At 55.7% G+C, this 14,112-nt stretch carries 12 protein-coding genes; 2 read left to right on the forward strand and 10 right to left on the reverse strand.

Annotation, left to right across the window (positions count from 1 at the left end; genetic code table 11):
* Positions 1–97: 97 nt before the first annotated feature.
* The 6 genes from urtA to HALTITAN_RS02695 all read right to left on the reverse strand — a co-directional run bounded on the left by urtA (position 98) and on the right by HALTITAN_RS02695 (position 7,729).
* Entirely contained in the window at positions 98–1,459 is a 1,362-nt protein-coding gene (urtA, locus tag HALTITAN_RS02670) for an urea ABC transporter substrate-binding protein (RefSeq protein ID WP_009286163.1), read from the reverse strand.
* A gap of 446 nt (positions 1,460–1,905) precedes the next feature.
* The gene (locus HALTITAN_RS02675) at positions 1,906–3,408 is read right to left on the reverse strand and encodes a tripartite tricarboxylate transporter permease (protein WP_009286164.1); all 1,503 of its coding nucleotides are present in this window, start codon (positions 3,406–3,408) and stop codon (positions 1,906–1,908) included.
* A gap of 54 nt (positions 3,409–3,462) precedes the next feature.
* Positions 3,463–3,945, reverse strand: a complete 483-nt coding sequence (locus HALTITAN_RS02680; protein ID WP_022521342.1) for a tripartite tricarboxylate transporter TctB family protein — start codon at positions 3,943–3,945, stop codon at positions 3,463–3,465.
* A gap of 107 nt (positions 3,946–4,052) precedes the next feature.
* A complete protein-coding gene (locus HALTITAN_RS02685; RefSeq protein ID WP_022521341.1) occupies positions 4,053–5,051 on the reverse strand; it encodes a Bug family tripartite tricarboxylate transporter substrate binding protein in 999 nt (332 codons plus the stop codon).
* 191 nt (positions 5,052–5,242) lie between these two features.
* On the reverse strand, positions 5,243–5,974 hold the full coding sequence (locus HALTITAN_RS02690) for a response regulator (protein ID WP_009286165.1): 732 nt from the start codon (positions 5,972–5,974) through the stop codon (positions 5,243–5,245).
* Positions 5,975–6,031: 57 nt separating this feature from the next.
* Positions 6,032–7,729, reverse strand: a complete 1,698-nt coding sequence (locus tag HALTITAN_RS02695) for an ATP-binding protein (protein WP_022521339.1) — start codon at positions 7,727–7,729, stop codon at positions 6,032–6,034.
* A 101-nt stretch (positions 7,730–7,830) separates the two neighbouring features.
* Here HALTITAN_RS02695 and HALTITAN_RS02700 point away from each other — a divergent pair, with 101 nt between their 5' ends.
* Positions 7,831–8,601 carry a DUF481 domain-containing protein gene (locus HALTITAN_RS02700; RefSeq protein WP_009286167.1) on the forward strand — a complete coding sequence of 257 codons (771 nt, stop codon included), beginning with the start codon at positions 7,831–7,833 and terminating at the stop codon, positions 8,599–8,601.
* A 14-nt stretch (positions 8,602–8,615) separates the two neighbouring features.
* Here the strand turns inward: HALTITAN_RS02700 and HALTITAN_RS02705 are convergent, their stop codons facing one another.
* From HALTITAN_RS02705 to HALTITAN_RS02715, 3 genes are read right to left on the reverse strand one after another with little or no spacing between them, the layout of a single operon-like run.
* Positions 8,616–9,386 (reverse strand): ABC transporter permease, encoded by a 771-nt coding sequence (locus tag HALTITAN_RS02705; RefSeq protein ID WP_085947143.1) that lies wholly within the window; start codon positions 9,384–9,386, stop codon positions 8,616–8,618.
* 34 nt (positions 9,387–9,420) lie between these two features.
* Positions 9,421–10,203: an ABC transporter ATP-binding protein gene (locus HALTITAN_RS02710; protein WP_039857608.1), complete on the reverse strand. Its 783-nt coding sequence runs from the start codon at positions 10,201–10,203 to the stop codon at positions 9,421–9,423.
* A gap of 2 nt (positions 10,204–10,205) precedes the next feature.
* Positions 10,206–11,309: an ABC transporter substrate-binding protein gene (locus tag HALTITAN_RS02715; protein ID WP_236614919.1), complete on the reverse strand. Its 1,104-nt coding sequence runs from the start codon at positions 11,307–11,309 to the stop codon at positions 10,206–10,208.
* A gap of 370 nt (positions 11,310–11,679) precedes the next feature.
* Here HALTITAN_RS02715 and HALTITAN_RS02720 point away from each other — a divergent pair, with 370 nt between their 5' ends.
* Complete coding sequence (locus HALTITAN_RS02720; protein WP_009286168.1) at positions 11,680–13,233, forward strand: BCCT family transporter; 1,554 nt, start codon at positions 11,680–11,682, stop codon at positions 13,231–13,233.
* Between the two features lie 24 nt (positions 13,234–13,257).
* Here the strand turns inward: HALTITAN_RS02720 and HALTITAN_RS02725 are convergent, their stop codons facing one another.
* Positions 13,258–14,079 carry a flagellin N-terminal helical domain-containing protein gene (locus tag HALTITAN_RS02725; protein WP_009286169.1) on the reverse strand — a complete coding sequence of 274 codons (822 nt, stop codon included), beginning with the start codon at positions 14,077–14,079 and terminating at the stop codon, positions 13,258–13,260.
* Positions 14,080–14,112 lie beyond the last annotated feature (33 nt).

Genomic DNA, 14,112 nt, shown 5'->3' on the forward strand with positions numbered 1-14,112 from the left:
TCCTTTGGTTATCTAAAGAGGGGGAGTTAGCGTGCTCCCTCGCCACTTGGGCTTCAGCCTAGGGACGAGGGATCAGTATTACTCACTACAGGAGCTTTTACTCAGCGAGCGCCGCTTCGGCTTCTTCTGCTGCGGTGCTGCCACCGCACGAGCCGTTCACGACGTTGAAGTTGCCGCACTCCATCGGCTTGCGCCAATCGGCAATCAGGTCACGGGAGCCAGGCAGGTAGTCAGACCAGGCGTCGCCCGCCACGGTAGACGGTGTCTGCCAAACGATATCGAACTGGCCGTTGTCCTGAATCTCACCGATCAACACCGGCTTGGTGATGTGGTGGTTGGGCATCATCGCCGCATAACCGCCGGAGAGGTTAGGTACGGTCACACCGATAATGGCGTCTTTCACCGTATCGACGTCTGTCGTGCCCGCTTTGCGAACCGCTTCGGCCCACATATTGAAGCCGATGTAATGCGCTTCCATTGGGTCGTTGGTCACGGCCATATCGTCGCCGGTGTACTCAATCCAGGCATCGATAAAGTCGTAGTTGTCATCGTTATCGACGCTCATGAAGTAGTTCCAGGCAGCCAAGTGGCCTACCAGCGGGCCGGTATCAATACCGGTAAGCTCCTGCTCACCCACAGAGAAGGCGATGACGGGAATATCGGCAGCGTCGATACCCTGGTTGGAGAGCTCGGTATAGAACGGCACGTTGGCGTCGCCGTTAACCGTCGAGATTACGGCGGTCGGTTTACCCTCTTCACCGAAGCGGCGAATTTCTGCCACGATGTTCTGCCAATCGGAGTGACCGAACGGCGTGTAGTTGACCATGATGTCCTCATCCGCGATGCCGTGTTCATCCTTGAGGAAGGCCTCGAGGATACGATTGGTAGTGCGCGGGTAGACATAGTCGGTACCCACTAGTGCAAAGCGCTCGATACCGACTTCGTTGATAAGGTATTCAACCGCAGGAATCGCCTGCTGGTTAGGCGCCGCGCCGGTGTAGAAGACGTTTTCAGAGGATTCTTCGCCTTCATACTGCACCGGGTAGAACAGCAGCCCGTTGAGCTCCTCTACGACGGGCAGCACGGATTTACGCGAAACCGACGTCCAGTTGCCAAAAATCACGTCCACTTCTTCCTGATCCAGCAGCTCCCGGGCGCGTTCGGCAAACAGCGGCCAGTTAGACGCCGGGTCAACCACCACGGCCTCTAACTGACGGCCCAGCAAACCACCGGCTTCGTTCTGCTGTTCGATAAGCATTTCGACGGTGTCTTTGAGGACGGTCTCACTAATCGCCATGGTGCCGGAAAGCGAGTGCAGGATACCGACTTTGATCGGGTCATCGTCTTGGGCGATGGCTTGGGTGCTGGCCCCCATGATGGCAGCGGTGAGTAAAGCGGTCGCGAAACGGCCACTTGAAAGGAAGGGGCGAGGGTGTGTCGAGCGTTTGAGAGTGTTCATTGTTAATCTCCTTGCACCCCTTATGGCTGGGGTTTGTTATGACCGAGGCTTGATGATTGGCTTCGCACTTGGGGTTGTTGTGTTAGCTCCCCCAATACGTTCACTAGCCAATAACTCTTGCAAGGGATGCGCCAGATTGACACAAAGTTGTCTTATAGCTCTTTAATCAGCCACTTAATAATCATCAGAAAATCTCAAAATCCACCACATGCACCAAAATAAAGCGCATTAACGCTGCTGAAGCACCCTCTCAATGCACCAATAAAAGACAGTGCACCAACTAAGTACTTGAACTTTTTAAACACAAAGTACTAACGCATTAGTTACTCATTGGTTACAAAACCACTCTTTATTATTAGTTAAAAAAGTAGATAAGAAAGCGCAGATAAAAAAAGGAGCCTTGGCATCACCAAGGCTCCTTGCTATTCACCCTTTAAGTAGTGGCGTTAAACAGCCACGTCGGGTGGAATTTTCTTACGGCGTTTTTTCAGTAACGGCAGACCAAGCGACAGCAAGGCGACGACCAGTAGGCCAAGCGAGATAGGCTTGTCGATAAAGGTCATCCAGTCGCCACCGGAGATCTGCAGCGCGCGACGCAAGGACTCTTCCATAATGTTGCCCAGAATCAGCGCTAAAATCAGCGGCGCCGCGGGGAAACCAAACAGGCGCATACCCAGGCCCACCAGGCCAAAACCGAGCAGCAGCAACAGATCAAACACACTGAAGCTCATGCCGTAGACGCCGATCATGCAGAAGATCAAAATCAGCGACAGCAGTAGCGGCTTGGGCAGATCAAGAATCTTGGCGATCAGCGGTATCAACGGCAGGTTAAGCACCAGCAGGAAGATATTACCGATATACATACTGGCAACCACGCCCCAGAACACGTCCGGACGCTCTGTCAGCATCATTGGGCCGGGATTGACCCCCATGACCAGCAGGGCACCCAGCAGTACTGCGGTGGTACCCGAACCCGGTACACCCAGCGTCAACAGCGGCACAAAGGAGCCGGTACAGGCGGCGTTGTTGGCCGCTTCCGGCGCGGCCACGCCTTTGATATTGCCCTGCCCAAAGGTGTCGCCATCTTTGGCAATGCGTTTTTCCATGCTGTAACCCAGGAACGAACCAATGGTCGCGCCAGCCCCCGGCAGAACGCCGGTGAAGAAGCCCAACACCGAGCTGCGGCCAACGGGGCCAGCGATCTCTTTGACTTCGCTACGAGTCAGTTTCAGCGAGCCAATCGCATTACGCGGCGCCTCTTTGCCACCACCGCCGCGCAGCAGCATGTAGAACACCTCGGCAAGCGCAAAAATCCCCAGCGCCACCACCAGGAAGTCGATACCGTCGAGAAGCTGAACGGAGCCGAAGGTAAAACGCTCGGTACCGGTCTGCATATCGATACCCACAATCGAGATAATTACCCCCACCACGGCGGCAATCAGCCCCTTGATCAGCGATTTATCCGACAGCGAGACCACGGCGGTTAAGCCCAGCACCATCAGTGCAAAGTACTCGGAAGGGCCAAAGCTTACGGCCACTTTGGAAAGCAGCGGAGCCACCAGCATCAAGAAAATAACCGATACCGTACCGCCCACAAATGACGAGTAGGCGGCAATCGCCAGCGCTTTACCCGCCAGACCTTTTTTGGCCATCGGGTAGCCGTCAAAGGAGGTTGCTACGGTACCCGCAACGCCGGGGGCGTTGAGCAGAATCGAGGAAGTAGAGCCACCGAAGATGGCGCCGTAGTAAACCCCTGCCATCAGGATCAAACCCGACGAGGGTTCCATGGCAAAGGTGATAGGAATCATCAGGGCAAGTGCACTGATAGGGCCAAGGCCCGGCAGCATGCCGATAATGGTGCCAGCAAATACACCGGCAAATACGTAGGCAATATTGATTGGCTCAAGCGCGATGCCAAAGCCGTACATCAAATTATTGAAGGCATCCATGGGAATTACTCTCTTAAGAACTGCTAGCGGAAAGACCTGCTAACAAGGCTTTGTTTAGAAAGGCAGCAAGCCAGTGGGCAGGTAAACATCCATCACCTTCGTCATGGTCAGGTAGAGCGCTAGCACTACCCCCAGCGACGTAGCGAGGTTGACCCCATGGCGGCGATAGCCGTAGTAGGCCGTCAATCCAACGCAGAGCAGCGTAGAAGCAAGTACAAAACCCAGCGGCACCAGCAATAGCGCGTAGGCGGCAATCGCCAACGAAGTCACGATGACCCGCGCCCAGGGCGTCAGTAGCAGCGGCCCGTGCTGCGCCTCTTCGTCGACTTCATCGGCACCGGCTATCGGGGTGGGTTTCTCAAAAAATAGAAACACCGACAGGATCAGTAGCGAGAAGCCTAATACTTTAGGAAACAGGTCAGAATCGACCGGGCGCGGCAGAGGAAAGGTAGGGATCTGCCACGCCATCGCGATATAGCCAACAGCCAATACCGCAAACACCAGTGCTAACCACTGATTGGTATTTAAACGAGTCATAGGAATCTCTCCGAAGGAGCCAACACGTCTCCCGCGGTTAACGCATATTGTTAACCGCGGGAGACGCCCAGCCACGCTTGGGCGACTGGGCGATACAAGGAGTAGGATTACTGGCGCAGTAGGCCAAGCTCGCTCAGCACGTCGCTGAACTGCTCTTGCTGCTGATCCAGGAAGGCGCCAAACTCTTCGCTGTTTTGGTAGGCGTCGATCCAACCCAGTTGGTCGCTCGCTTCGCGCCATGCATCGGTTTCAAGCATTTCGGCGAACAGGTCTTCGTAGTAGGCCACTGCCTCTTCAGGCATATCAGGAGCGCCCATCACGCCGCGCCAGATATCGAAGGTGTAGTCGAAGCCCTGCTCCTGGTAGGTAGGCACTTCGCTCAAGCCACCGCCCAAACGCTCTTCAGAAGAGACGCCCAGCGCACGCAGTTGGCTTCCTTCACCAAGTTGGCCAACCGCTTCACCAGCGCCGCCGACCACGGCTTCAATATGGCCGCCCATTAGGTTAGTCATGGCGTCGCCGCCACCCGAAAACGGGATGTAGTTGACTGCCGAGGCTTCCATTCCGGCCGCAGAGGCAAGGCCTGCAATGGCAATATGATCCATGGAGCCAGGCGCACTACCACCGCCAACGCTCAAGCTGGGATCTTCTTTCAGCGCATTGAGCAGGTCTTCGAGGTTCTGATACTCGGAGTCTGCCGCGACCAGGATGATTGAGTAGTCGGTGTTGATCCGCGCGACCGGGGTAAAGTCGGTGTGGTCGTAGCGCGAAGCACCTGCCAGCGGCACCAGAATCATCGGCGGGCTGGTGGCAAACAGCTTGTGCGGGTTGCCGCTATCGCGGGCCACTTGGGCCCAGGCTACGGCACCGCCGCCGCCAGGTACGTTGATAGCAGCGAAGCTTTCATCGGCCAGCTCTTCTTGCTGAATCACCCGCGACATGGTGCGAACGAGAGTATCCCAACCGCCGCCTGGGTTAGCCGGTGCGACGAATTCGATGGAGCGTTCAGGTGTCCACTCTTGCGCCTGTGCGGCGGTGCTCATGCCTGCAAAGGCAGCAATGGGAAGAGCAAATACAGATAAACGCTTGAGGGTAAGCGACGTCATGATGGCGTTCTCCACGTATCAGTTTTGTTGTGTGATGAGTTTGCTGTGTAGAGCTTCTTATTGTGAGACTGCACGCCGCGAACGTTAGAAGACCACTACCCTGACCGACAAGCTTGTGCGCATAAAAGACAAAAAGTTCTTTATGGCTATTTTGTTCATTTTGTTCACGCGCGCCTAATTACCACATTCCTTTATAGAGTGTTGAGCCACTCGTGTGCTGCCTCCAACAGCCGATAGCGGCGCTCAGGCCGCCCTACATCACCATAGCCCAGCTCCGCACTCACCGCCTGTTCAGCAACTAAAAACTCTAAATAACGGCGGGCGGTTGAGCGACTGGCACCCATGATGCGTGCCATCTGCATGGCGGTGAGCGAGTCGGGTGCGTCGGCCAGGGCATCAATCACCCGGCGCAGCGTCAGCCGATCAATACCTTTAGGCAGGGCTTGGCTTTTAGCACGCAACGGCTCGCCGGGCTTCAGGCGCGCCAGCACGGAGTCCAGTTCATCCTGATTCATCTCGGCACGGTTGGCCAAGGCTTCACGCTCGCGACGGAAGCGAGTCAGCATTTGCGCCATTCGCGCGGCTTCAATGGGCTTGATCAGGTAGTCGAATACCCCACCACGCAGCGCCTCGCTGATGGTTTCTACTTCCCGGGCAGCGGTAACCATGACGATATCCACATGCACGTAGTCGCGGCGAATCGCCCATAGCAGCTCCAGGCCTTCAACATCGGGTAGGTAGGCGTCGAGCAAGATCAACTGGATGTTGGTGGCCTGTTCCGCCATGATCGCCTTGGCTTCGCTACCGTTGCGCGCCATGCCCACCACATAAAAGCCGTCGCTCTGTTCAATAAAGGCCCGGTGGATATCGGCAATGCGAAAATCGTCTTCAATGACCAAAATGCCGTACTGCCCATCAGACATTGCGTTCCCCCCTAGCCGTCGTGGTCACTGTTTTTGAAATTGTTGATGAAATTGTTTTTAAAATTGTTGTTGAGACTGCTGTTGGTCTTGCTGCGCACACAGCGAGCGGTCGAGCACCGCGATAAAGCATGCGCCCCCCAGCTCGCTCTCCTCCAGGGTCACGGCGCCGCCGTGCTGGCGGCAGAGCCTGGCCACCAGCGCCAGGCCAATGCCCTGGTGTTTGCCCGTTTTGGTCGAAAAGCCTTCCTGGAAAATCGATTCGGCGAGCTGGGCAGGTACTCCGGGCCCGTTGTCCTCCACTTCGATCAACAGCTGCTCCCCCAAATCGGTGAAAAACAGGCGTACTTTGGGCGCTTTACTCGGCCCATTCAGCGCTGCATGGCAGGCGTTGTCCAGCAAGTTACCCACCACGCTCATCATCACTTCTTGGCCGGTGGGCGTTAGCGGGCAGGAGAGCGAGCTTTGCTCATCGACTTCCAACGCTACGCCCAGCTCCCGCGCCCGGGTAAGTTTACCCAGTAGCGTACCGCTAAGCACGGCGTCGGCCACGTTGCGCATTAAAAAGCTCATCTGCGCCTGGGCGCGTTCGGTTTCTTGATGGATCAGCGCGAGAGCTTCCTCGATGCGTTCTAACTGCAGTAATCCTGAGATGGTATAGAGCTTATTGGAAAACTCGTGGGCCTGGGCACGCAGCATATCCACATCACGGCTGGCCTGGGTAAGCGCGTGGGAAAGATCGACAATTTCGCGACGGCTGCGGAAAGTGGCCACCGCCCCCTCAATCTCGCCTTCGTGCAGAATCGGCACGCGGTTGACCACCACCGGGTGATCGCCCAGCCACATCTCCTGGTCGAACTCCTGCTCTCCGCGTCGGAGCACCTCCAATAGCCGCGAATTAGGCACGACCTCGCGGATGGGCTGCCCCAGCAGCACATGCTCATCGTCCAGGTTGAGAAAGCGCCGCGCCTGCTGGTTGACCAAGGTAATATGACCTTCACGATTAACCGCCAGAATACCCTCGTGGATCGACTGCAAAATGGCCTCTTTCTCCATAGCCAAGCGGGCAATCTCGTAGGGTTCCAGGCCTAAAATGACCTTTTTAAGATGCTGCGATAGCCAGTAAGCACCGGCAAAGCCGAGACAAATCATCAGCGCCACCAGCGCCCAGCCAAAGCTGTTGTAGCGGGCTACGTCCATGGCCACGCGATCCATCATAAAGCCGACGGACACCAGGCCAATGATATTGCCCTCTTCATCCCAAATGGGCGCTTTGCCACGAATGGCAGTGCCCAATGACCCGGTTGCCTCGGATACATAGTATTGGCCATGAATCAGCGCCTGATCATTATCGCCCCCCACCATTGGTTTCCCAATCCGCTCCGGCACGGGGTGGGAATAGCGAATACTTTGGGCGTTGCCTACAACGACATAGCGCGCGCCCGTTTCATGGCGAACGCGCTCTGCGAGGGGCTGAATAATGAAAGAGGGGTCGGGAATTGAAAAGGCGTTGATAATTTGCGGCATCGACGCCACCGTTTTGGCCACCGCCAGCGCTCGCTCGCCCATCTGCTGGCTAATAATTTCTGCCTTGCGGTGATTGAGGTAGGTGCCCTGCGCCAGTAGCATGCCTGCCAACAGTAGTCCGACTAACAGCATTACCTGAAGGCGAAAACTGCGTTTATACCAGCTGCGCCTTGCGCGAGTGCGGCGCCAGCGCTGCAGGTCGGCTAACGTTCGGGGGCGGGAAGCGCTCATAGGTAGACTCGAAATGCGTGACCGCGCCATTATGGCACGCGCCAGCCAACGGCGTTAATCGCCGTCACCCCAGAGTCATCGTTCGCTGATATAATGGCCCAATGCCGAAATCAAGGAGGGATGTAGTGGCGATCGTTAGATGGATACTCTTGCTGGCCTGCTGGCCGCTATGGCTAACCGTGGCATATGCCAACCCGTTCTACGCTCCACCGCCTCCCCAGGAAGATGCGCCCGTGTTCAGTGGCGATGCTGAACTGGGCTTTACCCGCCTCTCGGGCAATACCGATAGCCAGACGCTGATCGGTAAAACGCTGCTGACGTGGCTTACCGGTAACTTCACCTACTCGCTGCGTGGTGAAGTGCGTAACGTCACCAAGGATGACAAAACCAGCGCCGAGCAGTACTTAGTCGCAGGACGCGAACGCTATGAACTGGATGGCCCCCACTATCTGTTTGGGTTTGCCCGCTGGGAGAAGGATCGCTTTGCCGGTTACGACCAGCAGCTTTCTGCCATCGGTGGCTATGGGCGTCAGATTTTAGAGAACGATACCCATGTTTTTTCGCTGGAGGCAGGGCCAGGCTATCGTCATGACCGACTACGCGAACATGGCGATTATCGGTTAGCAGTGGCTTATACAGCGTTGGATTATCAATGGTTTTTTTCTGACTACGCCGATATTCAGCAGGAAATGTCGTTTGAGTACACCGACCAAAATACCACGTCGCGGTCGCTTACAGCGCTCACGGCAAGGCTCAATTCAAAGCTGTCGCTGCGCTTATCTCATGAAATCAAGCACAACTCCCAACCGCCTGACGACACCAGCGAGCGCACCGACAATACCACCAGCGCTTCACTGCTTTACCGCTGGTGAGTTGCGCACTGGCCCTAGCGATTCTGACCACGGTGCGCCCAGCCGGTCATGCGTTTTTCCAGTTGGGCAAATAGCTCGTACATCACCATGGCCATGGCGCTGATCACCAGCAGTCCGGCAAAGACCAGCCCCATGCGCATTTGCGAACCGGCGCTCATCATCAGATAGCCAATGCCCTGATTGGAGGCGACCGTTTCTGACACTACTGTGCCTACAAACGCCAGAGTAATAGCGACTTTTAGCGAGGCAAAGAAATACGGCAGCGAGCGTGGCAGGCCCACTTTCAGCAACACATCAATACGCCGCGCGCCCAGCACTCGCAGTACGTCTTCCATCTCAGGCTCCAGCGTGGCTAAACCGGTAGCTACGTTCACCACAATAGGGAAGAAGCAGATTAAAAAGGCGGTGAGTATCGCCGGCACCGAGCCAATCCCAAACCAGACAACCAGGATGGGCACGAAAGCCACTTTGGGAATGGCATTAAAGCCGACTAACAGTGGGTAGCAAGCGTTATATAGAAAGCGTGACGAGCCGATAATAAAGCCCAACACCAGCCCCACGGCCACACCCAATCCAAAGCCAATCAGCGTTGTCCAGAAGGTTTGCCAGGAGTGCATGGCGATAGGCCCGGAATAAGTTACCAGCGCCTGGGCCGTCTCCAAGGCACTGGGGAAGATAAAGCTGGGCACATCAAACACCCGCACCGTTACTTCCCAGATAACAACCAACGCGACCACCGCTATCCACGGCGCCAGTCGTTCAATTAACTGATTATTTTTCGTCATAAGTGCGCCTTTCATCAGGTGCTGGGGGCTTTTATTAAGTGCTGCGCACTTCGCCAATTTGAGCACGCAGCTCCTGAACCAGATCAATAAAGGGTTTTCGGTAAGTGGTTTCCAGTGCACGGGGTCGCGGCAACTCTATTTCACGGCGCTCAATCACCCGTCCGGGGCGGCGGCTCATGATGTAGACGGTATCGGCCAGAAACGCCGCCTCGCGCAGATCGTGGGTCACCAGCACTACCGTAAAGCGCTGCGCTTCCCACAGGTCGCGCAGCACGCACCACAGCTCCTCGCGGGTAAACGCATCCAGTGCACCGAAGGGTTCATCCAGCATTAGCAGGCGCGGCTGGTGAATCAACGCCCGGCAGATCGATGCCCGCTGCTGCATACCACCGGAAAGCTGCCACGGATACTGCTCTTCGTAGCCTTCAAGCCCAACGGTCTTGAGCAGCTTGCGAGCCCAGCCGACAAACTCTTCGCGCCGTTTACGAAACTGATGGCGGTAGGGTTTAACGATCTCCAACGGCAGTAGGACGTTATCCAGTGTGGTGCGCCAGGGCAGCAGGTTGGCGTTCTGAAATGCCATGCCGGAGATCTTCAGCGGCCCGGTGACCGGTTCTCCATCCACTCGTACGGCACCGGTGGTAGGCGCATGCAGACCGGTGCAGAGCTTCATAAAGGTCGATTTACCGCAGCCGGAGGGGCCCACGAAAGCGACGAACTCGCCTTCGTGAATACTCAGGTTGATGTCTTCAATGGCATTACCCGCCGCATCGTAGGCCAGGCTAACATCATCAAAGGTGACGAACGCTGCCGACATGCTTATTCGCCCTCGGCCGGAAACAGCATGCGTTCTTCCTGGGCAGGTAAGTAGTTTGAACTAAACACCTGATCGGGCGAAGGAATTGACGTGAGGTCGTAAGCATCGGCAACCAGTTGAATCGCCTGAGCCAGGCGCTCGTCATCCACTCCGCCCACGCCATTTTCGCGCACTTCAGGAGTGTCGACGACGCCATCCAGAGCGAGTTTTAAGCGCCTAGTCTCCATTTCCACATCGATCAGGCCATCGCGGTTTTTAACATACTCAATGGCAGCCTCGGGATCGGCAATAGTGTCGCCCAGGGCGCGGTTGAAGGCGCGCAGAAAGCCCTGCACGGCTTCCGGATTTTCTTCGGCGAAGGATTCACTAGCGATAATGGCGTTGCCGTACAGGGGCACGCCGTAGTCTGGGAACGGCATAATAGTCAGCTCGTCTTCGCTCATTCCCCGCTCTTCAAGATTGAGCAGGCTGGTGAAGTAGAAGCCAGTGATTGCATCCACATCGCCCCGGGTTATCAGCGTTTCGCGCAGCGTAGGGTCGACGTTTTGCCACTCCACCGCGTCGGCGTCCAGATTATTAGCCGCGGCAAACACGCCCCAGGCGCGGTAGCCGGTATCGAAGGTGGGGGCGGCGATGGTTTTACCGGCTAAATCAGCCGGGCTCTCGATGCCGCGGTCTTTGCGGGCAAACACCGCCGCGGGGGTGCCGTCGTAGACGATATAGACGCCTTGGATACCGGGGCCATCGGGGTTTTCGGCGAGAAACTCGACCAGCGCATTAAGATCGCCAAAGCCCATTTCATAGGCCCCGGACGCCACGCGATTAATCGCACCCGCCGAGCCGCTGCCGGAATCAATCTGAACGTCCAACCCTTCGTCGGCGAAGTAGCCTTTCTCTTCAGCCATCAAAAACGGCGCGGAGGGGCCTTCAAAGCGCCAATCCAGCTGAAAACGTATTTGGGTATCGTCGGCGTAACTGATAGCCGGTATTAACATCAGCGCTGCCGCGCAGCCGGTGAGCAGGCGCGCCGTAGAAAAACCTGGTGTTGCAGTGGGAAAACCTAGTGTTGAAGTAGAAAAACGGCGTTTAGAAGTGGAGGTCATCATCGTGAGCATACCTTGTATACAAAATATGCTTTAGCATTGCAGCAATACTGCCATTATTGATTTTTTATTTAATTTTCATGCTATTAGGTAGACAGTTAAGTGCCGCCGCCCTCCGCTATATGGCCAAAATGGTGCATTTGCACCTGAGCAACGCACCAAGTTAAAACATATTAGACGTTGGTCTAAATTGGCGATATACTAAGCTCAGTTTCCTGTCTTGCGCCATTCCTTGAATGGCGCTTTTTTTTACCTGTAATTTCGCCTGCTTCAATCACCAACTTCTGAACGCTCATGTGGCGTTACACCGCTTAACGGCACGCTTTAATAGGCTGCTATTTCAGTTTCTCGCTCTCCCCATAAGGTATTTAACATGACCCACCCCAGCCCCAATTCTGAGGGTTCTCAGCGGTTTTCGCTCGGCGACCCTATTGTATTGATATTAAGTATCGGCTTTATCGTTGCCTTTCTCGCACTGTCGCTTTACGACGTAACTCTGGTAGCTGACAGCATCAGCGCTGGCTTCGCCTGGACCGCGCTAGTGCTGGGCAGTTACTTTCAACTGCTGCTCCTGCTGACGTTCTTTATCGCCATCGGTTTGGCCATAACCCCAGCCTCTAAAGCTAAAATCGGCAATTTAGATGCACCAGAAATGAGCACGTTTAAGTGGCTCTCGATCATTCTGTGTACGCTGCTGGCAGGCGGTGGCGTATTCTTTGCCGCCGGTGAGCCGGTATACCACTTTGTGGTAACGCCTCCCGCGTTTGATAGCGAAGCAGGCACCGCTGACGCCGTTTCCGGCGCCTTGGGGCAGTCCTTCATGCACTGGGGCTTTATGGCTTGGGCGGTACTGGGGTCGCTAACCGCCGTGGTGCTTGCCCATGCGCACTACGTGAAAGGCCAGCCGCTTCAGCCCCGCACCCTGCTCTACCCCGTACTGGGTGAGCGACTAATGCGCGGCCCGCTGGGCAGCATCGTCGATGCCTGCTGCGTAATTGCTTTGGTTGCGGGCACTGTGGGTCCAATTGGTTTTTTGGCCACCCAGGTCAGCTTCGGCCTGCACGAGCTGTTTGGCTTACCGGAAGGTTATCCCGGCCAGTTGATCATTCTAGCCGTACTCGGCAGCATCTACGTGCTCTCTTCCATGAGCGGCGTACACAAAGGCATTCAACTACTTAGCCGCTTTAACGTGCTACTGGCGCTAGCCATTGGCGCGGTCATTATTGTTTTTGGCCCCACACTGTTTTTGGTCAATAGCTACGTTTCAGGCATGGGCGCGTATGTCAGCGAATTCTTTACCATGGCGACCATGACCGCAGAGACCGCTCCGGCGTGGTGGATGCAGTGGTGGACAGTATTCTTCTTTGCCTGGTTTATTGGCTATGCGCCGCTGATGGCGATTTTTGTGGCGCGTATTTCCCGCGGTCGCAGCATCCGCGAAATGATCATCGCGGTAGCAATCCTGGCACCGATTGCCACCACCGTGTGGTTTACCCTGCTGGGCGGCTCAGGCATTTATTATCAACTCACCGGGGTGATTGATTTAACCGAGGCGCTGAACAACTTCCAGTTTGATGTAGCCACCTTAACCATTGCCCAAGCACTGCCCGGCGGTACCTGGATGGCACTAGCGATCCTGCTTCTGACCACCATTTTCGTTGCGACCACCGGCGACTCAATGAGCTACGCCATTGCGGTAGTGGGGGCGGGGCACGATAACCCCAGCCCGGTCATGCGGGCGTTTTGGGGGATCGCCATGGCGTTGATGGCAGCGGTACTGCTGTATATGGGCGCAGGCCAGATTGGCGCGCTGCAGCAGTTCATTGTTATCACCGCGATTCCGGTCTCGTTGATACTGCTGCCGTCACTCTGGAATGGCCCACAGGCAGCCTACGCCATGGCCCGTGAACAGGGCATTATTGATTAAGAGAGCTGCGCTACAGTGCTTACCTTATAGCCCTTCCAGCAGGCGCAGAATCATCTGCGGCTGCTGGTTGGCCTGAACCAACATAGCAATGCCTGCCTGCTGCAGGATCTGGGCGCGCACAAGGTTGGAGACTTCCTTAGCATAATCGGCATCCTGAATACGCGACTGGGCAGCGGAGGTGTTAACAATACTGTTATTGAGGCCATCAATTACGCTTTCAAAACGGTTTTGCACCGCCCCCAAATAGCTACGTTGGCGATCTAACCGCTTGATCGCCTCATCCACTCTATCTATCGGTTTATCCGTCCCACTGAAATCCTCAGTCACGTCCAAACCATCAAGACCCAACCCCTGTAAATTCATGGCTTCAAAACGAACGGCAATGGTATCGCCAACGTTAGCACCCACTTGAATGTTCAGTGATTTAGTGTCGTTCAAAAGCCCAATGCCATTGAAGTTACTTTTCCCGGCGATGCGCTCAATCTCTTCTAAACGTTGATCAATTTCGTCTTGGATAGAATCCAGGTCGTCGGAAGAGTTGGTGCCGTTAGCTGCTTGTACACTCAGCTCACGGATGCGCTGCAGGTTGTCGTTAATCTGATTAAGCGAGCCTTCCGCCGTCTGCACCATTGATATGCCATCATTGGTGTTGCGGATCGCCTGGGTCATGCCTTTGATTTGCGCCGTCATACGATTGGCAATCGCCTGGCCGGCAGGGTCATCCTTGGCACTATTGATGCGCAGCCCAGAAGAGAGGCGCTGCATGGCGGTCTGCATGGCCTGCTGACTGCCGCGCAGATTGTTCTGCACGGTTAGCGACATCACATTGGTATTTAGGCTGAGCAACGCACGCCTCCAGGGAAGTTAGCGCGCCCGATT

Origin of the sequence: Vreelandella titanicae BH1 (genome assembly GCF_000336575.1) — a bacterium.
Lineage (GTDB): Bacteria > Pseudomonadota > Gammaproteobacteria > Pseudomonadales > Halomonadaceae > Vreelandella > Vreelandella titanicae.